20 protein-coding genes are annotated in these 24,381 nt (G+C 33.6%); 17 read left to right on the forward strand and 3 right to left on the reverse strand.

What is annotated here, in order from left to right:
* Window positions 1-40 precede the first annotated feature (40 nt).
* The 4 genes from AC3ITQ_RS03750 (at window position 41) to AC3ITQ_RS03765 (ending at window position 4,626) form a co-directional block, all read left to right on the forward strand.
* On the forward strand, window positions 41-1,075 hold the full coding sequence (locus AC3ITQ_RS03750) for a VWA domain-containing protein (RefSeq protein ID WP_489236869.1): 1,035 nt from the start codon (window positions 41-43) through the stop codon (window positions 1,073-1,075).
* 44 nt (window positions 1,076-1,119) lie between these two features.
* Entirely contained in the window at window positions 1,120-1,884 is a 765-nt protein-coding gene (locus AC3ITQ_RS03755; RefSeq protein ID WP_489236870.1) for a tetratricopeptide repeat protein, read from the forward strand.
* 117 nt (window positions 1,885-2,001) lie between these two features.
* Window positions 2,002-3,756: a BatD family protein gene (locus AC3ITQ_RS03760; protein WP_489236871.1), complete on the forward strand. Its 1,755-nt coding sequence runs from the start codon at window positions 2,002-2,004 to the stop codon at window positions 3,754-3,756.
* A 123-nt stretch (window positions 3,757-3,879) separates the two neighbouring features.
* The gene (locus AC3ITQ_RS03765) at window positions 3,880-4,626 is read left to right on the forward strand and encodes a tetratricopeptide repeat protein (protein ID WP_489236872.1); all 747 of its coding nucleotides are present in this window, start codon (window positions 3,880-3,882) and stop codon (window positions 4,624-4,626) included.
* A gap of 188 nt (window positions 4,627-4,814) precedes the next feature.
* Here AC3ITQ_RS03765 and AC3ITQ_RS03770 read toward each other — a convergent pair whose 3' ends face one another.
* From AC3ITQ_RS03770 to AC3ITQ_RS03780, 3 genes are read right to left on the reverse strand one after another with little or no spacing between them, the layout of a single operon-like run.
* Window positions 4,815-5,336, reverse strand: a complete 522-nt coding sequence (locus AC3ITQ_RS03770; RefSeq protein WP_489236873.1) for a hypothetical protein — start codon at window positions 5,334-5,336, stop codon at window positions 4,815-4,817.
* Window positions 5,337-5,360: 24 nt separating this feature from the next.
* A complete protein-coding gene (locus AC3ITQ_RS03775; protein ID WP_489236874.1) occupies window positions 5,361-5,930 on the reverse strand; it encodes a 5-formyltetrahydrofolate cyclo-ligase in 570 nt (189 codons plus the stop codon).
* Window positions 5,917-6,894, reverse strand: a complete 978-nt coding sequence (locus tag AC3ITQ_RS03780; protein ID WP_194657529.1) for a succinylglutamate desuccinylase/aspartoacylase family protein — start codon at window positions 6,892-6,894, stop codon at window positions 5,917-5,919. Before AC3ITQ_RS03780 ends, AC3ITQ_RS03775 begins: the two co-directional genes overlap by 14 nt.
* 137 nt (window positions 6,895-7,031) lie before the next feature.
* On the opposite strand from AC3ITQ_RS03780, the gene uvrC reads away from it, so the two are divergent.
* The 13 genes from uvrC (at window position 7,032) to AC3ITQ_RS03845 (ending at window position 24,375) form a co-directional block, all read left to right on the forward strand.
* On the forward strand, window positions 7,032-8,825 hold the full coding sequence (uvrC, locus tag AC3ITQ_RS03785) for an excinuclease ABC subunit UvrC (RefSeq protein WP_489236875.1): 1,794 nt from the start codon (window positions 7,032-7,034) through the stop codon (window positions 8,823-8,825).
* 9 nt (window positions 8,826-8,834) lie between these two features.
* A complete protein-coding gene (locus AC3ITQ_RS03790) occupies window positions 8,835-11,126 on the forward strand; it encodes a patatin-like phospholipase family protein (RefSeq protein WP_489236876.1) in 2,292 nt (763 codons plus the stop codon).
* Between the two features lie 529 nt (window positions 11,127-11,655).
* Window positions 11,656-12,813 carry a homogentisate 1,2-dioxygenase gene (locus tag AC3ITQ_RS03795; protein WP_110837013.1) on the forward strand — a complete coding sequence of 386 codons (1,158 nt, stop codon included), beginning with the start codon at window positions 11,656-11,658 and terminating at the stop codon, window positions 12,811-12,813.
* A 172-nt stretch (window positions 12,814-12,985) separates the two neighbouring features.
* On the forward strand, window positions 12,986-14,146 hold the full coding sequence (gene hppD, locus AC3ITQ_RS03800) for a 4-hydroxyphenylpyruvate dioxygenase (protein WP_489236877.1): 1,161 nt from the start codon (window positions 12,986-12,988) through the stop codon (window positions 14,144-14,146).
* A 299-nt stretch (window positions 14,147-14,445) separates the two neighbouring features.
* Window positions 14,446-15,216: a DUF3108 domain-containing protein gene (locus AC3ITQ_RS03805; protein ID WP_489236878.1), complete on the forward strand. Its 771-nt coding sequence runs from the start codon at window positions 14,446-14,448 to the stop codon at window positions 15,214-15,216.
* Entirely contained in the window at window positions 15,216-16,157 is a 942-nt protein-coding gene (locus tag AC3ITQ_RS03810; protein ID WP_489236879.1) for a tryptophan 2,3-dioxygenase family protein, read from the forward strand. Before AC3ITQ_RS03805 ends, AC3ITQ_RS03810 begins: the two co-directional genes overlap by 1 nt.
* A gap of 21 nt (window positions 16,158-16,178) precedes the next feature.
* Window positions 16,179-17,399 carry a M23 family metallopeptidase gene (locus AC3ITQ_RS03815; RefSeq protein ID WP_489236880.1) on the forward strand — a complete coding sequence of 407 codons (1,221 nt, stop codon included), beginning with the start codon at window positions 16,179-16,181 and terminating at the stop codon, window positions 17,397-17,399.
* A gap of 21 nt (window positions 17,400-17,420) precedes the next feature.
* Window positions 17,421-18,041, forward strand: a complete 621-nt coding sequence (locus AC3ITQ_RS03820) for a hypothetical protein (RefSeq protein WP_489236881.1) — start codon at window positions 17,421-17,423, stop codon at window positions 18,039-18,041.
* Window positions 18,042-18,074: 33 nt separating this feature from the next.
* The gene (locus AC3ITQ_RS03825) at window positions 18,075-18,410 is read left to right on the forward strand and encodes a hypothetical protein (RefSeq protein ID WP_489236882.1); all 336 of its coding nucleotides are present in this window, start codon (window positions 18,075-18,077) and stop codon (window positions 18,408-18,410) included.
* Between the two features lie 124 nt (window positions 18,411-18,534).
* On the forward strand, window positions 18,535-20,178 hold the full coding sequence (gene pgi, locus AC3ITQ_RS03830) for a glucose-6-phosphate isomerase (protein ID WP_489236883.1): 1,644 nt from the start codon (window positions 18,535-18,537) through the stop codon (window positions 20,176-20,178).
* A 320-nt stretch (window positions 20,179-20,498) separates the two neighbouring features.
* Window positions 20,499-23,267 carry a TonB-dependent receptor gene (locus AC3ITQ_RS03835; protein WP_489236884.1) on the forward strand — a complete coding sequence of 923 codons (2,769 nt, stop codon included), beginning with the start codon at window positions 20,499-20,501 and terminating at the stop codon, window positions 23,265-23,267.
* A gap of 106 nt (window positions 23,268-23,373) precedes the next feature.
* A complete protein-coding gene (locus AC3ITQ_RS03840) occupies window positions 23,374-23,796 on the forward strand; it encodes a hypothetical protein (protein ID WP_489236885.1) in 423 nt (140 codons plus the stop codon).
* An 87-nt stretch (window positions 23,797-23,883) separates the two neighbouring features.
* A complete protein-coding gene (locus AC3ITQ_RS03845) occupies window positions 23,884-24,375 on the forward strand; it encodes a septal ring lytic transglycosylase RlpA family protein (protein WP_489236886.1) in 492 nt (163 codons plus the stop codon).
* Window positions 24,376-24,381: the final 6 nt, after the last annotated feature.

Here is a 24,381-nt window from a genome sequence, read left to right on the forward strand (position 1 = left end):
TTTGTCCCGATAGCTATCGGAATTGGAATTTAAAAATTATATGGAATTAGACGAAAAAAAATATTTATACCTTTTATTCTTACTGCCAATTGTGGTGTGTATTTTCCTTTTCAATATGTATTGGAAAAGAAAAAAACAACGTGAATTTGGTGATTTGGAAATGGTTAAAAAACTGAGCCCTGAACGTTCTGTTTTTAAACCTGTATTAAAATTATCCATACTACTTTTAGCACTTGCGTGTTTGATTATCGGATTAGTAAATCCGAAGATTGGAACTAAAATGGAAACCGTAAAACGTGAAGGTATTGATATTGTTTTTGCAGTCGACGTTTCTAAAAGTATGCTGGCCGAAGATGTGGCACCAAGTCGTTTAGAAAAAAGTAAACAATTGGTTTCGCAGATTATCAATAATTTAGGAAGTGACCGAATCGGAATTGTTGCCTATGCGGGAAGTGCTTTCCCGGTTTTGCCAATTACAACCGATTATAGCGTAGCTAAAATGTTCCTGCAAAGTATGAGCCCGGATATGGTTTCATCTCAGGGAACTTCTTTGGATGAAGCTATTCGATTATCCTCTACTTATTTTGATGAAAAAAGCAAAACAAGCAAGTTATTGATTTTGATTTCTGACGGAGAAGATCATTCTGAAGGTGCTTCTGCAGCAGCGGAAGAAGCCAACAAATTGGGAATGAAAATTATTACAATTGGTATCGGAACAGAAAAAGGCGGTACTATTCCGTTAAAAGAAAATGGAATCGTAAAAAGCTTCCAGAGAGATCAAAACGGAGAAGTTGTTATTACAAAACTAAATCAGGACGGACTGAAAGCAATCGCAAAAGCAACAAAAGGCGGCTATGTATATGGAGGAAGTACCAAAGAGGTTTTAGATTACGTAAAAAATGCATTAAATAACATTCAGAAAACAGAATTCGAAGCAACTCAAATGGCCGATTTCCAATCGCAATTTCAATGGTTTTTAGGCTTTGCGTTCTTATTGTTGTTTGTCGATATTTTCCTTCTGGAAAGAAAAACAAACTGGATAAAAGAATTGAATTTATTTAACGAAAAGAAATAATTGTTTTGGAATTTATTTCGGAACAAAAAATTAAAAAAATTAGAATGAAAAATTTACTTCTTTATATTTTACTAACGTTTTCTTTAGCTGTTTCGGCTCAGGAAAAAGACAAGACATTGCCTGATGCCAATGAAGAATATAAGCAGAATAAATTTGTTGATGCTGAGGCAAATTATAGAATTTCGAAGTCAAAATTCCCAAAAAAAGCCGCAGCTTCTTATAATTTAGGAAATACCATTTACAAACAAAACCAGGTTTCTGAGGCAAAATTTGCTTATGGAAGCGCGATTAAAAACGCAAAAACAAGACCTGAAAAACATAAGGCATTTCATAATTTAGGAAATGTTTTCATGAAAGAGAAAGATTATACGCAAGCTGTTGAAGCTTACAAACAAGCTTTGCGCAATGATCCTACTGATGATGAAACGCGTTATAATTATGCTTTGGCCAAACAAAAATTAAAAGAAAATCCTCCGAAAAACGATAAAAACAAGGATAAGAATAAAGACAAAGACAAGGATAAAAACAAAGATAAGGACAAGGACAAAGACAAAAATAAGGATAAAGATAAAGACAAAAAAGACGACAAAGGCGACAAAGACAAGGATAAGAAAGATGGTAAAAATGATCCGAAGAAAGATGATAAATCAGACAACAAAGGAGAACCAAAACCACAGCCTGGCGGAATTTCAAAAGAACGTGTTCAGAATTTATTAGATGCCGTTAACAACGAAGAAAAGAAAATTCAGGACAAAGTAAATGCTCAAAAAGTAAAAGGAAGTCCGAAGAAAACAGAAAAAGACTGGTAATTTTTTGGGTTAATCGTTTATTCGTTTAACTGTTTATTCGAATAGACAATAAAACTTTAAAAAAACCGATTAAACAAATAACAATTAAACAGTTAAACAAAAACTGAAAACAATTTAATGAAAAGATATTTAATTCTATTACTATTCACTTTTCAAGGGCTTATGGCTCAAGTTCAATTTGAAGCCAGAGTAAGCAAAAACTCGCTTGGTATAAACGAGAGACTTCGTATTGACTTCATCATGAATGTTGACGGGGATAACTTCGAACAGCCTTCATTTGACGGATTTAGAATTGTAGCAGGACCAAGTCAGCAGATAAGTCAATCCTGGGTTAACGGACGAAGCTCTTTTCAAAAAATATATTCTTATATATTACAACCTGCACAAAAAGGAACTTTAACTATTAAACAGGCTGCAATTGAGTTTAATGGTCAGAAATACAAAACGACCCCTCAAAAAATCGTTGTAACCAATGCTGTTGCCGAAGAAAGAGATCCAAACGATCCTAGACCACAAGGCGGCGCCGGAAGTGAAACATTGAATTTGGTTGCTGAAATTTCAAAAACAAATCCATATTTGAATGAACCAATCACTGTGGTTTATAAATTATACTTCAACAACATTAATGTTACCGGTTTTAAAGAACTAGGAAAACCAAAATACAATGATTTCTGGAATCAGAATATAGAAATCAAACAGTTAGCTATTGAAGAAGGAAGTTACAGAGGACAAAGATGCTATTTTGTAGTTTTGAAAAAGACCATTTTATATCCGCAAAAATCAGGAAAACTCACAATTGAACCTCTTTCACTTGATATTGGGGTGCAATTACCCACAAATCGTCGTGACATGTTTGGTCAAATGATTCTTTCTGAGGATAATAAAGTCGTTTCAGCAGGAGCGAAAACCATCAATGTGAGACCACTTCCTGAAGGTAGTAAGCCTGAAGGTTTCACAGGAGCTGTTGGTAAATTCAATTTTACGGTTACTCCTTCCAAAACTACTTTAAAAAATGGCGAAAGTCTTGATTTGGTTGTAAGTGCTGCAGGAAGCGGAAACATGAAATTGTTTACACTTCCGAAACCAGTTGTTCCAAATGCATTAGAAATGTACGATCCTGTTCATGACGAAAAAGTGACCACTTCATTGGCTGGAATGTCAGGAAAAATTTCTGACAAGTATACTATCATTCCGCAATACAAAGGAAAGTACATTATAAAACCAATGCAGTTTTCATATTTTGATTTGAGTTCCGGATCATATAAAACCATTACTTCTCAGGAAATTTCAGTTGACGTTTTAGACGGACCAATGCAGGCAGAAGCAAACGCAACAGCAAGTGCAGCGAAAAATGCGATTACTAAAACAGAACAATTCAGATACATCAAACCAAAAACTACTTTAGTATCAATGACTAAAAATGATTTTTATGGTTCAAATTTATATTACGGATTGTTATTAGCACCTTTCCTTATTTTACCAATTATTGTTTTGGTTAAAAAGAAGAAAGAAGCAATTGACAGCGATGTTTTCGGAAACCGAATTAAAATGAACAATAAGCTGGCTAAGAAATATTTGTCTGAAGCTAAAAAACAGCTTAACAATAAAGAGCCATTTTATATTGCTTTGGAGAAAGCAATGCATAATTTCCTGAAAGCGAAACTGCATATCGAAACTTCAGAAATGAGCAAAGACAATATTCGTGAATTATTATTGTCCAGAAATGCAAACCCTGAAACGGTTCAGAGTTTCATTAATTTGACAGAGAACTGTGAATTTGCGCGTTATGCTCCGGCTTCAAGTGCTTCGATTCAGCAAGATTTTGATAAGGCTGTTTTGATTATCTCTGAATTAGAAAAACAGATCATTTAATTTTTTAACCGCTAAGTTAATTTTACCACAAAGTGCGCTAAGAAAAGTGATTTGGATTGTGTTGATTTTAAGTTCACAAAGTTTGAGAGTTCTCTAAAAAACTTTCCTTTAAATAAAATAAGAATGAAAAATATAGTATATCTCTTTTTATTAATTACTCAGGTTTTCTTTGCTCAAAGCAGCTTTGAAAAAGGGAATCTTTTGTATCAGGATAACAAGTTTGAGCAAGCCGCGCAGGAATATGAAAATGTTCTTAAAGAAAATAAAGAACACTCGGCTGAATTATATTTTAATTTGGCGAATTGCTATTACAAACTAAATAAGGTGGCTCCCTCGATTTATAATTATGAAAAAGCATTGGTTTTAAAACCACACGATGAACAGACTTTAAACAACTTAAAATTCGCCAAAAAACTAACTATTGACGAGATTAAAGAAGTTCCGAAAGTAGGTTTTGCAAAATTGATCCAAAACTTTACAGGAATTTTCGATTACAATACCTGGGCTAAAATTGCTGTAGGGATTGCTTTTCTTTTCTTATTGAGTTTTATTGGGTATTATTTTTCGCAGCTTACGCTTTCAAAAAGATTATATTTTATTGGAATGTTTGTATTGCTGGTTGGTGTACTGCTAAGTGTTGCAGCAGCAATGTCAGAGAAAGATCATTATGACAACGATCGTCCGGCAATTGTTTTTTCAGAAGTTAGCGAAGTTAGAAGCGAACCACAAAAAGCAGGATCGGCTATTTTTGTATTGCATGAAGGTGCGAAAGTTTATGTAACGGAAACACTTCAAAACTGGAAAAAAATAGAATTAACAGACGGAACCGAAGGCTGGATTGATGCTTCGACTATTAAGGAAGTGAAATAAAATTTCTTAAATTACAATATAAAAATCCCAAATTCCAATTATAAAATTGATGTTTGGGATTTTTTATTTTACTCTTTATTGCATATTTAAACCATGTAAGTGATATAAGTAAACTTAATTTTTCATCTATCTACAGCACACATTTACTTATAACTAAGAATAAAAATACAAGCTTCAAATACCTTATTTTACGATTTGTCCTTTAACTTTTCTAGTAAAAAATCACAACTAGATTTTAAGGATTTTATCTCTTGATCTTGCGTTTCACCGTCAATATCCATAAATTTAAAAATTGATCCTTCTTTATTTATAAAGTAAATTTTCCAAAGAGATTTCTCTCCTATCGTGTCCCCATAAACATTTTTAAATAATAAATTTTCATGTTTAAAAAAATTGTCAATTTTTCTCTTTTCATCGTGAGATACTAAAATACTATCCTTATTTTTTTTTAAAAGACCTTCTTCAGAAAAATCACTATACTTAAAAGAAGAATTGCCATATTTAAGACTAAACGTAAAATTCTTTTTAGATTGAAACTCTACTCCTTTTTTACCCTCATAAAAAACAACAAACACCTCGTTTATATTATTATCATCTGTTTTCAATGCAGATTTTAAAAGAACATTTTCTATATTTTCCTTATCATCGGACTTACAGCCTACAAATAAAACAAGAAAAAACATCAAGTTAAAAAGGAATCTGCTTCTCATAAATTTAAATAATAATTACTTCTTTTAAAATTTATAAACCTTCTCAGGCGTCACACAATAATCCAACTTTACATCAGATTCAAAAACATCATCAATTTGATTTACCGCTTCAAAAAACGAAAGTCCAATTTTAATGGTTTCCGGTTTGCATTCGGCTAAAAATTTATCATAAAAACCTTTTCCGTATCCAATGCGATTTCCAAAAACATCAAAAGCCAGAAGTGGCACAAAAACAACTTCAATAGTTTCAGATGGAACTGGTAAGCCATTTATCGGTTCGGGAATATTATATTCGTTTTTTTTGATTTTAGTATTATCAGTCAATAAAAAGTGAAACATCTTCCTTGTTTCAAAATCACTTTTCGACACCACAATTTCTTTATCTTTTCCAGAAAGCAAATGTAGAATATATTCGGTATTGACTTCTTTTTGTTCTTCAATAGGAAGAAAAACATGGTAATAGGTTTTCTCCCAGATCGGCAATTTCAATACTTCATTGGCAATAGCCAGACTTTTTTCTTCGATATCATCTATTGACAATTCTATTCGAAGATTTTTATAGTGTAAGCGTAATTCTTTTTTATTCGTCGCCATCAGGAAGGGTTTTAGAAATATGGTAAATAGCATCGCCTTCATAAACAATTGGCGAATGATTGGCATTGATGATGTAACCATCATGTGGCGCTTTTACTTTTTGCTCGAATTTACCAAACGGATCTGTTATAATCGCCAGAATTGTTCCTTTGGTTACAAATTTTCCAATCAAATTATAATCGTGCAATAAACCAGAACATTTAGCCCGCAACCAAACCGAGTATTTAATGTAAATTGAAGGAAAAAGAGCGTCTTCAACAATTTGTTTTGAATCGAGCATGTTCAGGTAATTCAGCAAACGCTTCACTCCCTTTACACCTTCATTGGCGATAGCATTATTAATATCCAATGATTTTCCCCCTTCAAAAAGCAGCATTTTTACATTTGCTTTTTCAGATGTATTTCTAAAAGAACCCGTAATATTTTTTGAATACAGGGTAAATGGCGCATTAAAAACATCTGCCAAAAGTTTTAATTCCGGATTGTTTTCACTTATCCTGATTTGTGGTGCATTAAATCTGCTTGCGCCTCCGGCATGAAAATCGACTGCATAATCAATAACAGGCAAAATTTCAGCCACAATATGAAACGCAAAACGACTAGCGAGAGAACCTTTTTTACTTCCGGGGAAAACACGATTTAAATCACGGCCATCAGGAAATTCTCTTGATTTATTTACAAAACCATACATATTAATAATCGGAATACAAATGATGGTCCCGCGTGTTGGCCGATTTATTTTTTTACTGATCAGCTGTCGCACAATTTCGACTCCGTTTATTTCGTCACCGTGAATTCCGGCTGAGAACAAAACCACCGGACCATCTATTTTAGAACGACGCACAATAACCGGAATATTCAGTTTTGTGGTCGTGTGTAATCGGGCAATCTCAACGTTTATTGTTCTATTTTCTCCTGGCAAAACCGGTTCGCCAAAAATAATCATGGGCTTGTTATTTTTCATATAGAATTATAAAATCTAAATATAGAAATTATTCTTTTGATTTCGTAAATTTGAATCTAAATCCATGTTAAGCTTTTCCCGAAAAACAGAACGGTTTTTCAGAATGCTTTTCGACCATCTACAGAAACAAAAACAGAATGCATAAACCGTCTTTATTACTTCAAATACAAACCTTGCCGGACAATCCCGGCGTGTATCAATATTATGACAAAGACGAAAAAATATTGTACGTTGGGAAGGCCAAAAATTTAAAAAAAAGGGTTTCCTCCTACTTCAATAAAATTCACGATACGGCAAAAACGAATGTGCTCGTAAAAAAAATAGTGACTATAAAACACATCGTTGTTCCTACGGAAACGGATGCCCTTTTATTAGAAAACAACTTAATCAAAACCTTGCAACCGCGTTATAACGTGTTGCTTCGCGATGATAAAAGTTACCCTTGGCTTTGCATCAAAAAAGAGCCTTTTTCGAGAATATTTTCTACCCGAAGAATGATTAAAGACGGCTCTGAATATTTTGGGCCGTATACTAATTTCAAAACTGTGCACACGATTTTGGAGTTAATCAAAGAATTGTATCCTCTACGTACCTGCAATTATGATTTAAGTGAATCAAATATAACTTCCGGTAAATTTAAAGTTTGCCTGGAATATCATATTGGCAATTGTAAAGGACCTTGTGAGGGAATAGAATCATTAGAAGATTATCAGCGACAAGTTGATGCGATTCGCGAAATTTTGAAAGGGAATTTTAAAGAAAGTATGAAGGACTTCAAGCGTTTAATGAATCAATATGCACAGGATTTACGTTTTGAAGAAGCCCAGAAAATTAAAGAAAAAATAGAAGTTCTCGAGAATTATCAATCAAGATCTACGATTGTTAATCCGAAAATCACCAATGTCGATGTCTTTTCGATTGTATCTGATGAAAGTGCAGCTTATGTCAATTTTCTGCAAATTTCACACGGATCGATTATTCGTTCGCATACTTTAGAAATTAAGAAAAAGCTGGACGAAAGCGATGAAGAATTATTGGAATTAGCTATCATTGAACTTCGCGAACGCTTTCATTTATTATCAAAAGAAGTCATTGTTCCGTTTGAAGTTGATTTAGGGGAAAAAATTAAAACAACCGTTCCACAACTTGGAGATAAAAAACAGATTTTAGATTTATCTATTAGAAATGCTAAATTCTATAGAATTGAACAACTAAAACAATTACAGATTGTAGATCCGGATCGCCACGTTAATCGTATTATGGCGCAAATGCAAAAAGATTTACGTTTGCCGGTTGAGCCGCGACATATAGAATGTTTTGACAACTCGAATATTCAGGGAACAAATCCAGTTGCAGCTTGTGTTGTTTTTAAAGATGGAAAACCAAGCAAAAAAGATTATCGGCATTTTAATGTAAAAACAGTTGAAGGCCCAGACGATTTTGCGTCGATGACGGAAATTGTATACCGCCGTTACAAAAGATTATTGGACGAAAAAGAGCCTTTGCCCCAATTAATTATTATTGATGGAGGAAAAGGACAATTATCAGCAGCTTTAAAAAGTATTGATGATTTAGGATTACGTGGGAAAATTGCCATTATCGGAATTGCAAAACGTCTGGAAGAACTTTTTTATCCTGGAGATTCTATTCCGTTGTATCTGGATAAAAAATCAGAAACGTTAAAAGTAATTCAGCAATTACGTAATGAAGCGCACCGTTTCGGAATCACATTTCACCGTGACAAACGAAGCAAAGCTGCACTTAATTCATCTGTAGAAAGCATTCCGGGAATTGGAGAAAAAACCATGCTGACTTTAATACAACATTTCAAAAGTGTTAAAAGATTAAAATTAGCTTCAGAAAAAGAAATATCTGACGTTATAGGAGTATCAAAAGCCAAAAAAATTGTCGACTTTTACAAAACCAACTAGTATATTTTTATGCGCCAAATTCAGCTTTCCATTTCAAATACCCGGTCGAAAGGATTTTCTTCTGTCCCGACAATTATCGGAAGCTTTTGGAGCATAATAGTTTTTCTTACTTTATTATTCAATTCTCAAAACTCCTTCTCGCAAGTACAAAAACAAGACAGCGTTAAACGTCCAAAAATAGGTTTAGTATTAAGTGGCGGTGGCGCAAAAGGTTTTGCACATATTGGCGTTTTAAAAGTTCTGGAAGAAGCCGGAATAAAAATTGACTACATTGGCGGAACCAGTATGGGAGCTGTAATTGGTGGACTTTACGCCTCTGGCTATAATGGCTCCCAAATCGATTCCATCTTTAAGCAAACTAATTTTGACGAATTAATAAACGATTATATTCCACGATCTTCTAAAAACTTTTATGGCAAAAAAAATGATGAATTATATGCCATAGTTTTGCCTTTTAGTAATTTCAGAGTTGGAATTCCGGAGGCACTTTCAAAAGGAATGTACAATTATAATTTATTGAGCAGTCTGACCAGAAATGTTCGTCATGTGCGTGACTTCAATAAACTCCCAACTCCGTTTTTATGTATTGCAACCAATATCGAAACCGGTGAAGAGGTTTTGCTAAACAAAGGAAATCTGGTTCAGGCTATGATGGCAAGTTCAGCCTTTCCATCTTTATTTACTCCAGTCGAAATTGACGGCAATTTATTAGTCGACGGTGGTGTTGTCAATAACTACCCCATTAAGGAAGTCCGAAATCTTGGTGCCGATATTATAATTGGTGTTGATGTTCAGGACGATTTGTTAAAAAGAAAAAATCTTAAAAACGCTACCCGAATTTTAGTTCAGATTACCAATCTCCAGTCGATTGATAAAATGAAAAGTAAAATAAAAGATACTGATGTATATGTAAAACCAGACATTCGTGACTTTGGTGTAATTTCATTTGACAGAGGAGAAGAAATCATCAGAAAAGGAGAAGAGGCCACTTTTGCGGTTTACGAAAAAATTAAATCATTAGTTACTGAAGAAAATTTTTATAAAAAACCAAAATTAAAAGTCGAAACTGACACCATTGAAATCAAAAAAATTAATAGCGACCAATTAGACAACTACACTAAAGAATACATCAATGGTAAACTTCGTTTTAAACCAGGAAGTACTATAACCTATGATGACCTGAAAACCGGAATCAATAATTTAAATGCAACCCAAAACTTTAGCACTATCTCCTATTGTTTACAACCAAATGGAGAAAAAGACGATTTAGATCTTGTGCTGAAAGAAAACCCAACCCAAACCTATTTAAAACTGGGATTGCATTATGACGGACTTTATAAAAGTGCTATTCTATTGAATCTTACACATAAAAAAACATTCCTGAAAAATGACGTTACTTCGTTAGATATCATTTTAGGAGATAATTTTAGATATGACTTAAACTATTATGTCGAAAATGGTTTTAACATCAGCTTTGGATTTCGTTCAAGACTAAACCAATTTAACAGAAATGTAACCAGCAATCTGGGAAATTTTGCTTCTCCAAGTCCTGATATCAATTTAATAAATGTTGATTTTATGGATGTTAGCAATCAGGCCTATTTTCAAACCATTTTTGTACAAAAGTTTTTGATGGGTGGTGGTTTAGAATACAAATATTTAAAAATAAATTCGCCAACCTTGTCCAATACAGATAATGTTATCGATAAAAGCAGTTATTTTAGTGCTTTTGGTTACTTAAAATATGATTCATTTGACAAGAAAAGCTTTCCGCGCTCCGGATTGTTCTTTTCAACAGATGTACAGACGTATTTAGGATCTTCAGATTACACCAAAACTTTTAAACCTTATTCTATGGCAAAAGCTGAAGTTGCCATAGCTAATACTTTATTTAGAAGAGCAACTTTTAAATTTGAAGCTGATGCAGGTTTAACTTTTGGAAACGACAGTGTTCCATTTTTCGATTATATCCTAGGTGGATACGGTTATAATAAAATAAATAACTTCAATTATTTCTACGGATATGATTTCCTGAGTATTTCCGGAAACAGTTTCATCAAAGCAGGAATTACTTTTGATTATGAAATTTTCAAAAAGAATCATGTCAACTTTGCTGCTAATTACGCCAATCTGGGTGATGACATTTTTTCTACTGTTGATTGGGTGTCGATGCCTAAATATTCGGGCTATGCAGTAGGTTATGGATTAGAGACTATTATTGGTCCAATTGAAATTAAACAATCATGGTCTCCTGAATTGTCTAAAAGTTTTACCTGGTTTAGTATTGGATTTATGTTTTAATCCTGACTTTGATTTTTAACCGCAAAGTTCGCAATGATTTTTATCTGATAGTAATCTTCAGAAAATACAGAGTTCGCAAAGCTTAATCAATAAGGCTTTGCGAACTTTCTATTTTTATAAAAGTCTAATAGTAAAAAAATTGCGCACTTTGCGGTTAATTTTTTTCTGCTCAGGTTATCAAATCTTTTTGACTGGTCGCAACTTTTGCAAACTGTTCCTTTTTTTGCTTTAATTGAGAAAAAATTGAATTATTCTATAACTATATCGTTGTAATGTCGAAAATTTTAGATTAATTTGCGCTCTTAAATGATATGATTTATAATTTAAATCAATAAAAATTACGACATTTGTTATAATGAAAACAAAATGGACAGGTTTATTAGAATATCTTCAATTCCTCATCAAGAGAAATCCTGAGTGAAGCTATCGAATTGAGATAATTAGTCAGCACAAAGTTGGGCTGGTTTTCTGTTCACACAATTCACCTTTTTCGAATTATCTAATTTACAAATTATCTAATTGAAAAGCCATGCCATTATATCATAAACTTGGAGATTTCCCTCAAAAAAGACACACCCAATTCGAAAAGCCAAACGGAGGTTTTTACTACGAACAATTGTTTGGTACCGAAGGTTTTCACGGACATTCGTCGTTGTCTTATCATGTTCACAGACCAACACAGGTCAAAGAAATTTTAAACTCTTATTCGGTTGAACCAAAAATTGCAATCGGAAAAAACATAAAATCATTACTTTTTAAAGGTTTTGAATTAAAACCGGAGAATGACTTTTTAGACAGCCGCAAAGCCATGTTAGTCAATAAAGACTGTATTATAGGACTAGCAGCGCCTAAAGAATCACTTCGAAATTATTTCTACAAAAATGCCGACGCCGATGAAATGCTTTTCATCCATAAAGGAAAAGGAAAATTAAGAACCATGCTAGGAAATATTCCTTTTGAATATGGCGATTATCTTATTATCCCTAGAGGCATTATTTACCAAATAGAATTTGAGACGGAAGAAAACCGACTATTTTACGTTGAATCTTATTCTCCTTTTTATACTCCAAAACGTTATAAAAACCAATCGGGGCAACATTTAGAACACTCGCCATTTTGCGAACGTGATTTTATTTTGCCAAATGAGTTGGAAACACATGACGAAAAAGGTGATTTTTTAATTAAAATCAAAAAAGAAGGCATGATTCACGAAGTAGTTTACGCCACACATCCTTTTGACGTTGTGGGTTGGGACGGATACAATTTTCCATATGGATTCTCAATTCATAATTTTGAACCTATAACGGGACGTGTTCACCAACCGCCTCCGGTACATCAAACTTTCGAAACGGCCACTTTTGTCGTTTGTTCTTTCTGCCCGAGACTTTACGATTATCATCCGAAAGCAATTCCGGCGCCATACAATCACAGCAATATAGATTCTGACGAAGTACTCTATTATGTTGATGGCGATTTTATGAGCCGTAATAATATCGAGCAAGGTCATATCACTTTACACCCAAAAGGAATTCCGCATGGTCCCGCACCAGGCGCAATGGAACGCAGCATTGGTCATAAAGAAACCCAGGAATTAGCTGTTATGGTTGATACTTTCAGACCATTGATGGTTACGGAAGAAGCTATGGGATTGGATGATGGACAATACTATAAATCCTGGACGGAGTAAATTCATCGAGTCGATCTAACCGCAAAGTTCGCAAGGATTTTACGCAAAGATCGCTATGATACACTTTGCGAACCTAGCGTAAAATCCTTGCGAACTTTGCGGTTAAAAAAACAATCTTAAAAAACATTTCGGAAATCAAATAAACGATTAACCGATTAAACAAATAAACATTATGTCAAAAGAAGTAAAATCAGTAGAATACGGATTAGAAAAAATCTTTGAAGGAGCACAAGATTTCCTTCCATTATTAGGAACAGATTATGTAGAATTCTACGTAGGAAATGCAAAACAGTCTGCCCATTATTACAAAACTGCTTTCGGATACCAATCATTAGCTTACGCCGGATTAGAAACCGGAGTTAAAGACAAAGCCTCTTATGTTTTGAAACAAGACAAAATCAGAATTGTTTTGACAACTCCTTTAACACAAGATTCTCCTATTCACGCACATCTTCAAAAACATGGCGACGGCGTAAAAGTAGCCGCTCTTTGGGTTGAAGATGCAAGAAGTGCTTACGAAGAAACTATGAAACGAGGTGCCCGTTCTTTCATGGAACCAACTGTTGAATCAGATGAATTTGGAGAAGTAGTTCGTTCCGGAATTTATACTTATGGAGAAACGGTTCACATTTTTGTAGAGAGAAAAAACTACAACGGCGTTTTCTTACCAGGTTATAAAGAATGGAAATCAGATTACAACCCAGAACCAACCGGATTGAAATACATTGACCATATGGTTGGAAATGTGGGATGGAACGAAATGAATACCTGGGTAAAATTCTACGAAGACGTTATGGGATTCGTAAATTTCTTGTCATTTGATGACAAACAAATTAATACTGAATATTCAGCTTTGATGAGTAAAGTAATGTCTAATGGAAACGGAAGAATTAAATTCCCAATCAATGAACCAGCTGAAGGAAAGAAAAAATCTCAGATTGAAGAATATTTAGATTTTTATGGCGGACCTGGAATTCAGCATATCGCCATTGCGACAGATGATATTATCAAAACGGTTTCGCAACTTAAAGCAAGAGGTGTTGATTTTTTATCTGCTCCACCACATACTTATTACCAGGCGATCCCTGAAAGATTAGGTGTTCATATGGACATGATGAAAGAAGATTTAAACGAAATTGAGAAACTAGCCATCATGGTTGATGCCGATGAAGATGGTTACTTATTACAGATATTTACTAAGCCAGTTCAGGACAGGCCAACACTATTTTTTGAAATTATTCAACGAATGGGAGCAAAAGGCTTCGGTGCAGGGAACTTTAAAGCCCTTTTTGAGTCGATTGAGAGAGAGCAAGAATTGAGAGGAACATTGTAAAAGCGCAAAATTTTTACATTAAACAGGATAATTCTCTGTAAAACGATGCTTTTTATGCAAATATTATGTTAAACTTGCCTTTTGCTATTTCTTTTTTGAACTTTCCGCATATCTTTGCACTCGCAAATCAGGAAGGGGTGGTTTCCTTCCGAATTGATATAAATTTCATAATTTATAGTTTTTTGGTTAGTTAATAGCATAAAAACTCAGTCATTCCTTGACTGAGTTTTTTTGTTTTGGTACATTTGGAATAGAATTTGCATTTAATTATCTTTATAATGAAATGTAAATATTGTACTATGAAAAAGCTAGTTCTCATCATATTAATTCTCACTACTCTTGCTTTTGACACTCAAAAAGAAGATGCATTTGGCACGGGAGAATTCTTCAAATTCAGGATCCATTACGGAATTGTCAATGCTGGTTATGCCACACTCGAAATTAAAGACGCTATAATAAATAATAAAAAAGTGCATCATGCGGTGGGTAAAGGTTACACAACCGGAATGTCAAAATTCTTTTTTAAAGTAGAAGATTTATACGAAAGCTATTTTGACAAAGAAACCGGAAGTCCTTATAGATATATCCGAAAAATAGACGAAGGCGGCTATACTAAAAATCAGGAAGGTATTTTTAATCAGGCAGAGAATCGTGTATTAGTAAAAGACTATAAACGAAAGTCAGAAAAAACGATCATTACAACAGATAATGTGCAGGATATCGTTTCTTCTTTTTATTTTTTACGAAATCACCCCAATATAGACAAACTTAAATCGGGTGAATCTATTACGATTGACATGTTTTTTGATGATGAAATCACAAAATTTAAGTTAAAATATATAGGTCGTCAGGATATTACAACTAAATTTGGCACCGTTTCTACAATGGTATTTAAACCAATGGTACAAACAGGAAGAGTTTTTAAAGAAAAAGAAAGCTTAACACTCTGGATAACAGATGACGACAACAAAGTTCCGATTAGAATTAAAGCGGATCTTGCGGTAGGGTCGCTTAAAGCAGATCTCGACGAATATAAAGGATTAAAAAATCCATTTAAAGCAAAAAAATAATGAACCTTACTGATCATTCAGAATCAATCTTAAACGAAATTGACCTTAAATTTCAAGCTATAAATCAAAAAACTGATGTGCAGCTTGAAGGCTTACTTTGGTCAAAACCAATTACCTACTGGGACTATATTCAAACTGACGCGCTTTTAAGTTTACAAACACAACGCACGACACTTCCTGATGAAATGGTTTTCATTATGTATCATCAGGTAAATGAATTAATTTTCAAGATGATTTTATGGGAAATTGATCAGATTGCCAATACCGAAAATATTCAGGTTGCTTTTTTCAGCGAAAGATTATCAAGAATCACAAGATATTTTGACATGCTTACTAATTCATTCAGTATCATGGAAAACGGAATGGAAGTCGATCAATATATGAAATTCAGAAATACACTTACGCCAGCAAGTGGTTTTCAAAGTGCACAATATAGATTGATTGAATTTGCATCGACTGATGTAATCAATTTAACAGATCGCAGATACAAGCCAAATTTTGACGAAAACACTGATTTAGAAACTAGTTTTGAGCACCTTTATTGGCAAGCTGCCGGTAAAGATTATCAAACAGGTGAAAAATCATACCTGCTTCAGGAATTTGAAAACAAATATAAAGTTACCTTTTTAAGACAAATGTCTACTTTTAAGACTAAAAATATTTGGCAAAAATTCACTCAATTACCAGAAACAGATCAGCAAAATGAAGAACTAATAAATGCAATGCGTCATTATGATAAAACAGTGAATATTACTTGGGTTATGCAGCATTTGAACACGGCAAGAAAATACATTTTAGAAAGCGGAAAAGGTAACGGAGAAGCAACCGGTGGAAGTGACTGGCAAAAATATATGCATCCAAAATACCAAAGACGCATCTTTTTTCCTAAATTGTGGACCGAAGAAGAATTGTCCAATTGGGGAAATGAAGAAACCATTTAATTTTCCACAAAAAATAAAAGTTTGAAAAAAGCATTCGTAATTATAATCGTTTTATTCTCAATATTTTCATGCAATAAAACTGATGAGAAAGTTGAAACTAAAATCACTAAACCAAAAACTAAAAAAGTAGAATTTGGTTTTAATTACGCCGACTTTAATGTTGTTAATGATACAATATCAAAAGGAGATTCCTTTGGATCCATCATCCAAAATCAAAATATTGGTGACAAACAAGTATTTAATATTGTCGAACAGGTAAAAGATTCTTTTAATGTTAGGACGATTCGTTACAACAAACCTTATACACTCCTTCGCGCTAAAAATAAAACCAATAAATTACAAGTCTTTATTTATCAACCGGATGCACTAACCTATTATGTTGTTGACTTAAGGGATAGTATTGCAAAAGCGTATAAAAAAATAAAACCTGTTACTTTTAAACGTAAAATAATTGGTGGTGTTTTAAAAAGTTCATTATCTGAAACTTTAGGAAATGCAAGTGTAGAAACAGCTTTAGCCAGCAGAATCACCAAAGTATTTTCATGGTCAATTGACTTCTTCAAACTAAAAAAAGGAGATCGTTACGGTTTAATTTTCACCGAACGCTTTATCAACGGAAAAACTTATGATGGTGTTGAAGATCTTGAAGCTGCCTTTTTTGAATATAAAGGAAAAATCGTTTATGCTTTTCCTTTTGAAAAAGACACACTTTCAGGAAAAGTTGAATACTATGATGATCAGGGTAAAACTTTGAAAAACTTCTTCCTAAAAACACCAATTAAATTTAGTCGAATCACCTCACGATTTACAGCAAACAGATTCCACCCGGTACAACATACCTGGAAAGCACACAAAGGAACCGATTATGCTGCTCCAACCGGAACACCTATTTCGACAACCGCTGCCGGAGTTGTAGAAGCAACCGGATACACAGCTGGAAATGGAAACTTCGTAAAAGTAAAACACAACGGAACCTACTCTACTCAATATTTGCACATGTCACGAATTTTAGTTCGTCGCGGGCAACGTGTAACACAAGGACAGACCATTGGACTAGTTGGAAGCACCGGTCTTGCAACCGGCCCACACGTTTGTTATAGATTCTGGAAAAACGGAATTCAGGTTGATGCGCTTCGACTGAACTTACCAACCGGAGAATCTTTGACTGGAAATGACAAAAACCGTTTCATGAAACAAATGGAACCACTAAAAAGAGAATTGGATAGTATTGGTAATTTGTAAATATCTGAAATCGAAAGTCTAATGAAAAATGCACGTCTTAAAGCAATTTACAATGAAACTTTTTCGGGTTTAAAACTATTTTACAGAGATACTGATTTACCTGACAATTTAATTTCTAATTATAAAGTAGGCCAAATAATTCAGGAAAAGGGTTTTACTGATATGTCATCATTGGGCGGCGGCCTTTCCGGAAATATCAGGTATTTAATTGCAAGTGCCCATCCAAAAGATTTATCGAAATTCAACCCTGATTCTGCAAAAATTGGTCATTTTCTATTAGATACTATTGCTTATTTTAAAGTATTGGATATTCAGAAAATAGAAAACAAAACGCAGGTTTTCCTTTTAAACATTCCTGACAATTCGATTTCACTTTTTAAAAATTCATCTTCAAACCTGGAAGAAGAAATTATAGAAAAAGCACGAAAAAAATTTAAGGATAAAATTCATTCGGCATTAGTTACAGCACTACAAACTGAAGAATGGAAAGAAAGAACAAAATCTCCTCTTGGAATGAATGATGCTGGTGAATTGTTTTTTGACGATTCGAAAATCAAAATTGAGTTATCAAAAAGAATCGAAATTAATACCGAGAAAAAAACCATTGAAGTTAACAAAAGACCGTGGTGGAAGATTTGGTAATGAAAATTTCATCTTAATTAATCGGATCACTTAATGAAACGAACCTTATTACTACTTTCATCGATATTAGCAATCGGATGTTCCAACCAACATGCTTTTGTTTTAAATGACTCAGATAAAAATAAATACTTTGTATTAGAATCAATCAACCATGCAATTGAGAAAGACCAAATTGGCAAATCGCCTTTTATTGTAATAGACGGAAATCCTTTTAATTACAATAAAAAACAAGATACAATTTTACTACCCCTTAAAAAATCCGACATATTAAGCTTAGACTTCTTAAACAAAAACAGCAGTCGCATAATATATAATGATAAAGAAAATGATGGTGCTATAATCATAACTACAAAAATTCAAAAGCGATAATCCTATAAAACGTTTTCGTAACTAATTGTTATATAATTGTGAAGCTTAAAGCTTTTAAAAGTTATTTCAGTATTTTTGTGTTTTAGAAACCACATATAACCACTTTCTCAAATTAAATACAAAAATGGCTTTAAACACAACAAACCCAACCGGGACTGAAGCGTGGAAAAATCTGCAAAACCACTATAATGCAATTCACGAAACTACTATACAAGAATTGTTTCAACAAGATAATGCCCGAGTTGAAAAATTCAATTTACAATGGAATGACTTTTTAGTAGATTATTCTAAAAATAATATTAGTCAGGAAACCATTTCACTTTTATTAGAATTAGCAAATTCAATTGGATTAAAAGAGGCAATTGCTCAATATTTTGGTGGAGAAATCATCAACCAAACAGAAAACAGAGCGGTTTTACATACTGCATTACGTGCTCCGGAATCAGCAACAATTAAAGTTGATGGTGAGAATGTAATTCCAGAAGTTTATGAAGTAAAAAACAAAATCAAAAACTTTACAAATGAAGTAATTTCTGGTCAAAGAAAAGGCTTCACCGGAAAGGCTTTTACTGATATTGTTAATATCGGAATTGGAGGTTCAGATCTTGGTCCGGTTATGGCGGTTGAAGCTTTACAATTTTACAAAAACCACCTGAATTTACATTTTGTTTCGAATGTGGATGGTGATCACGTAAATGAAGTAATCAAAAAATTAAATCCGGAGACCACTTTATTTTTAATTGTTTCTAAAACTTTTACCACTCAGGAAACATTATCAAATTCTGAAACTATCAAAGAATGGTTTTTGAAATCGGCTTCTCAGGAAGATATTGCAAAACACTTTGTAGCTGTTTCTACTAATATTCAAAAAGTAACCGAATTCGGAATTAATCCAGACAACGTTTTCCCTATGTGGGATTGGGTTGGCGGAAGATTCTCTTTATGGAGCGCTGTTGGTTTAAGTATTGCTTTGGCTGTTGGTTTTGATAATTATAATGATTTATTGAATGGTGCTAACGAAATGGACGAACATTTCAAATCGGCAGAATTTGATGAAAACATTCCGGTAATCTTAGCATTATTAAGTGTTTGGTATAATAATTTCTTTGGAGCTGAAAGTGAAGCTTTAATTCCTTACACTCAATATTTACAAAAATTAGCTCCGTATTTGCAACAGGCAACAATGGAAAGTAACGGAAAAAGTGTTGGCCGTGACGGAAAACCGGTAAACTATCAAACCGGAACGATTATCTGGGGAGAGCCGGGAACAAATTCGCAACATGCTTTCTTCCAATTAATTCACCAAGGAACAAAATTAATTCCGACTGATTTTATTGGATTCGTAAAACCTTTATACGGAAACGAAGATCACCACGATAAATTAATGTCAAACTTTTTTGCTCAGACAGAAGCTTTATTAAACGGAAAAACTCCGGCACAAGTTCAGGCTGAATTTGACAAACAAGGACTTTCTCCAGAAAAAGCATCATACTTATTGCCTTTTAAAGTTTTCACAGGAAACAAACCAACCAATACCATTTTGATTCAAAAATTAACACCTAAATCTTTAGGTTCACTAATCGCATTATACGAACACAAAATTTTTGTTCAGGGTGTTATCTGGAACATTTTTAGTTTTGATCAATGGGGAGTTGAATTAGGAAAACAATTGGCTAATTCTATTTTAGACGAAATAAATTCAAAAACCGTAAAAAGTCATGATAGTTCGACATCATTTTTGTTGAACCACTTTTTAAAGAACAAATAGTATATTCTTAAGAGTTTTCATAACAAACTGAAACGCCTTGATTTAACTAAAATTAAGGCGTTTTTTCGTATAAATAAGCCACTTTTAAACCTTAAATCATTGATTATTGCAAGTTTAGACCTACAGCACTGTTCGAATAATTATGATTTTAACAAAAAACAAGCGCTTAAATTCAAAAAAACATTATTTTAATTAACAAAAAAAGAAAAAATCATTTTAATGCGCAACACAATAGATAAAACTGACTTTTCTTAACATTTTGATAACACTATCTGAGTTATTTGTTATAATTTTGCCAAAAACAATAAACTAAATAACAAATGAAGACAATGAAAAATTGGTTACTTACTGGACTGTTGTTCATGATAGTTTCGACCGCATTTTCTCAGGGAAAAATTACTGGTACAATTACCGACGGTACAGGTTCTTTGCCGGGAGCTAACGTAGTGATTAAAGGTTCTACAACAGCTACTTCTACAGATTTTGACGGTAAATTCACACTTAGCACAACAAGTAGTACAGGAGAAATCGTTATTTCTTTTTTAGGTTATCAAAACCAAACTGTAAGATTTTCAGTATCTAATGGAGCTACTACTAATTTAGGCACAATCGTTTTAGCTTCTAATTCAAACGAACTAAGCGAAATTGTAGTAAAAAGTACTACAGTAGATATTGCAAAAGACAGAAAAACACCTGTTGCAGTTTCTACAATTAAAGCTTCAGAAATTCAGGAAAAACTTGGAAACCAAGAGCTTCCAGAAATCTTAAAAAGCACACCTTCAGTTTATGTTAGTAAATCAGGTGGTGGTTACGGAGATTCAAGAATCACTATTCGTGGATTTAGCCAAAATAATATTGCCGTAATGGTTAATGGTATGCCGGTTAACGACATGGAAAACGGATCTGTTTACTGGAGTAACTGGTCTGGTTTATCAGATGTTACGTCTGCAATTCAGGTACAAAGAGGTTTAGGGTCTTCAAAATTAGCAATTGCTTCTGTTGGAGGAACTATGAACTACATTACTAAAGCATCAGATTTGAAACAAGGTGGTACAGTAGGTACTTCTTTTGGTAATGATAATTTCTTCAAATCAAACGTTGCTTACAACACAGGAAAATTAGACAACGGATTATCTGCATCTGTATTGTATAGCCACACTCAGGGTGATGGTTATGTAGACGCGACAAAATTTAACGGGGACAACTACTATATTGGTCTTGGTTACGCTACAAAAAACAACAAGCACGATTTTCAGCTTACTATAACAGGTGCTCCACAATGGCACGATCAGAGATCAACTTTTATCACGATCGCACAGTATCAAAAATACGGAACAGAATCTGATCCAAATATCAAATATAACTCTGACTGGGGATATAAAAATGGACAGGAATTTAATATGGTAAGAAATTACTATCACAAGCCAGTTATTTCGTTAAACTATGATTTCCAGATTAACGAAACTTCAAAATTATCTACCGTAGCTTACGTTTCTTTCGGACGTGGAGGAGGATCTAGAGGAGCGGGTGGTGCTGCGGCAAATAACTACGCTAGTAACGCATTTAGAACAGCAGACGGCTTAGTTGATTATGATAAAATCGTTGCCTGGAATACAGGGCAACAAGTTATTAGAGGAGCCAACAATGTAGATTATACTCGTGCAACAAATGGTACAAGCGGGCAGTTTCAAAACAGCGTTGATACAGGTAGAAGCAGTGCAGGAGTTTATAACAATACATCAGGTATTTCTCAAATTTCATCAGTTAACTCACACAACTGGTATGGAGCAATTGTTAACTTCAACAAAAAATTCACTGATAACTTAACTTGGGATATTGGTGTTGATGTTAGAGGTTATAAAGGAATTCACTATCAAAATTTAAATAATCTTTTAGGAGCAGATTCTTATATTGATAATCTTGATAAAAATAATCCTAATAGAGTTTTAACAGAAACTTACTCAACTTATCCAGCTTGGAACGTTTTCAAAAGCACAGATGATGAACAAAAGATCAACTTCTATAATGATGGAGATGTTAGATGGTACGGAGGTTTTACTCAATTAGAATATTCTAACGATAACTTAACTGTATTTGTACAAGGTGCACTTTCTCAACAAGGATTCAAAAGAGTTGATTATTTCAAATATTTAGCTTCAGATCCATTATCAAGCACTGATTACGAAAACATTCTTGGTGGTAACGTAAAAGGTGGAGCTAACTACAACATTAATGAAAACCATAATGTTTACTTTAATACAGGTTATTACTCAAAACAACCATTCTTTAACGCTGTTTACCCAAACAACGCTTCTTTAGTAAATGGTAACTTAACTAATGAGAAAATCTTTGGCTTAGAAGCTGGTTACGGTTTCCGTTCTAGAATCTTCACTGCTAACGTAAACGTTTACCGTACATCTTGGAAAGACAGATACCAAAGATCTAATGATAATGACCCAACAAACCCGGGAGGTTATTATGATTTCGCTGGAATTACAGAAATCCACTCAGGTTTAGAGTTTGACGGAAGAGCAAGAGTTACAGACAAACTTAACATCACTGGAATGTTCTCTATTGGAGACTGGAAATATGAAGGAACTAGTACAAGTAACCGTTACGATTCAGGTAACAATAATATTGGTGGAGGAACAACCACTATTCTTTTCCTTGATGGCGTAAAAGTAGGTGATGCTGCACAATTAACTGCTGCTTTAGGAGCAACATACGAAATATTACCTCGTTTTACTGTAGATGCAAATTATAACTATACTGAAAAATTATATGCTGCAATTTCTCCAGGAAGCTTTACAAAGGAAGATAACAGAGGATCATTAGAATTACCTGCTTTTGGTTTAGTTGATGCTGGTTTATCATACAAATGGTTAGTTGGAAAAACTAAAAGCAATTCAGTTGGTTTCAGATTAAACGTAAACAACGTATTTGATTATACTTACATTTCAGAAGCGAAAACAAACATATTCGCAGCTGACGTGCCAACTGTATCAACATACAAAGGTATCGCTACTACTAATCAGGTATACTTCGGATTTGGTAGAACTTGGAACTTTGGACTACGTTACGATTTCTAATATTTAGAATCTAAATAAATATCATAAACGGCATCGACTTTTAAGTTTGATGCCGTTTTTTTATAGCCTTTTTTGTTATATTTGTTTTGAACAAAAAAAATGTTTTATGTATTATTTTCTACAAAAATTCCATTCCGGATGGGCTTATCTGGCATTATTACTTTTATTAATTGCCGTTGTAAATGCCATTTTAGGATTAACTTCTAAAAAAGAGTTTACCGCAAAAGACCGCAAAATCGCCTTGTTTGCCTTAATCGGAACACACACTCAATTGTTGATTGGTTTAATTCTTTATTTTGTATCTCCGCTTGGAAAAGCAGCTTTTGGAGAAATGTCTAATGCTGAACTTCGATTAACATCATTAGAGCACCCTTTAATCAACATCATAGCTATCATCCTAATTACTATTGGATGGTCTAAACATAAAAAAATACTTAATAGCGAAGCAAAATTTAAAACATTTGCTATTTTTTACGGATTAGGATTATTACTTATATTGAGTAGAATCCCTTGGAACCTTTGGTTCTAAAAAACCAATTAAAGCCCTAAAAAGAGGGCTTTTTTTATCTCGGCATATTATTTGTACAAACTCCCCAAGTCTGAAAAAGAATAACCCATGAGAATTAAAAAAAACATTTTACTCAGCGTATTTTCTATAACTTTTTTAAGTTGCGCTACTTACGTTATGAGTCAACAAGTCAGGTCAACAGAGCCTAAAATTACGCAGGACACTATTAAAACCAACAAAACAGGCCAAATCGCTTTACCTACCGATTCTGTTTTTACAGACAATGGTTTAAAATTAAAACCATACAAAAAAAATGCACATGCTTCCTATTATGCCGATAAATTTACAGGCAGAAAAACTGCAGACGGAAGCAGATTTGACAACAATAAATACACCGCTGCGCACAAAAAACTTCCATTTGGAACCAGAATAAAAGTAACAAATGAAGCCAATGGAAAATTTGTAATCGTTAAAATTACTGATAGAGGCCCGTTTGTTAAAACTCGCGAATTAGACCTTTCAAAAAGAGCTTTTATGGACATTACCCGAAGCAAAGGTGCCGGCGCAATGAAAGTCACTATTGAGACTATAGTAGAATAAAAAAAT

Source organism: Flavobacterium sp. KH_001 (assembly GCF_057840745.1).

What these genes read in the sequence shown, in the direction of transcription:
- AC3ITQ_RS03795 (WP_110837013.1), top strand. Translation starts at nt 11,656, where the DNA reads ATGCCATTATATCATAAACTTGGAGATTTCCCTCAAAAAAGACACACC.
- AC3ITQ_RS03820 (WP_489236881.1), top strand. Translation starts at nt 17,421, where the DNA reads ATGAAAAATGCACGTCTTAAAGCAATTTACAATGAAACTTTTTCGGGT.
- uvrC (WP_489236875.1), top strand. Translation starts at nt 7,032, where the DNA reads ATGCATAAACCGTCTTTATTACTTCAAATACAAACCTTGCCGGACAAT.
- AC3ITQ_RS03770 (WP_489236873.1), bottom strand. Translation starts at nt 5,336, where the DNA reads ATGAGAAGCAGATTCCTTTTTAACTTGATGTTTTTTCTTGTTTTATTT.
- AC3ITQ_RS03780 (WP_194657529.1), bottom strand. Translation starts at nt 6,894, where the DNA reads ATGAAAAATAACAAGCCCATGATTATTTTTGGCGAACCGGTTTTGCCA.
- AC3ITQ_RS03805 (WP_489236878.1), top strand. Translation starts at nt 14,446, where the DNA reads ATGAAAAAGCTAGTTCTCATCATATTAATTCTCACTACTCTTGCTTTT.
- AC3ITQ_RS03775 (WP_489236874.1), bottom strand. Translation starts at nt 5,930, where the DNA reads ATGGCGACGAATAAAAAAGAATTACGCTTACACTATAAAAATCTTCGA.
- AC3ITQ_RS03760 (WP_489236871.1), top strand. Translation starts at nt 2,002, where the DNA reads ATGAAAAGATATTTAATTCTATTACTATTCACTTTTCAAGGGCTTATG.
- pgi (WP_489236883.1), top strand. Translation starts at nt 18,535, where the DNA reads ATGGCTTTAAACACAACAAACCCAACCGGGACTGAAGCGTGGAAAAAT.
- AC3ITQ_RS03845 (WP_489236886.1), top strand. Translation starts at nt 23,884, where the DNA reads ATGAGAATTAAAAAAAACATTTTACTCAGCGTATTTTCTATAACTTTT.
- AC3ITQ_RS03790 (WP_489236876.1), top strand. Translation starts at nt 8,835, where the DNA reads ATGCGCCAAATTCAGCTTTCCATTTCAAATACCCGGTCGAAAGGATTT.
- AC3ITQ_RS03810 (WP_489236879.1), top strand. Translation starts at nt 15,216, where the DNA reads ATGAACCTTACTGATCATTCAGAATCAATCTTAAACGAAATTGACCTT.
- AC3ITQ_RS03835 (WP_489236884.1), top strand. Translation starts at nt 20,499, where the DNA reads ATGAAGACAATGAAAAATTGGTTACTTACTGGACTGTTGTTCATGATA.
- hppD (WP_489236877.1), top strand. Translation starts at nt 12,986, where the DNA reads ATGTCAAAAGAAGTAAAATCAGTAGAATACGGATTAGAAAAAATCTTT.
- AC3ITQ_RS03750 (WP_489236869.1), top strand. Translation starts at nt 41, where the DNA reads ATGGAATTAGACGAAAAAAAATATTTATACCTTTTATTCTTACTGCCA.
- AC3ITQ_RS03755 (WP_489236870.1), top strand. Translation starts at nt 1,120, where the DNA reads ATGAAAAATTTACTTCTTTATATTTTACTAACGTTTTCTTTAGCTGTT.
- AC3ITQ_RS03840 (WP_489236885.1), top strand. Translation starts at nt 23,374, where the DNA reads ATGTATTATTTTCTACAAAAATTCCATTCCGGATGGGCTTATCTGGCA.
- AC3ITQ_RS03765 (WP_489236872.1), top strand. Translation starts at nt 3,880, where the DNA reads ATGAAAAATATAGTATATCTCTTTTTATTAATTACTCAGGTTTTCTTT.
- AC3ITQ_RS03825 (WP_489236882.1), top strand. Translation starts at nt 18,075, where the DNA reads ATGAAACGAACCTTATTACTACTTTCATCGATATTAGCAATCGGATGT.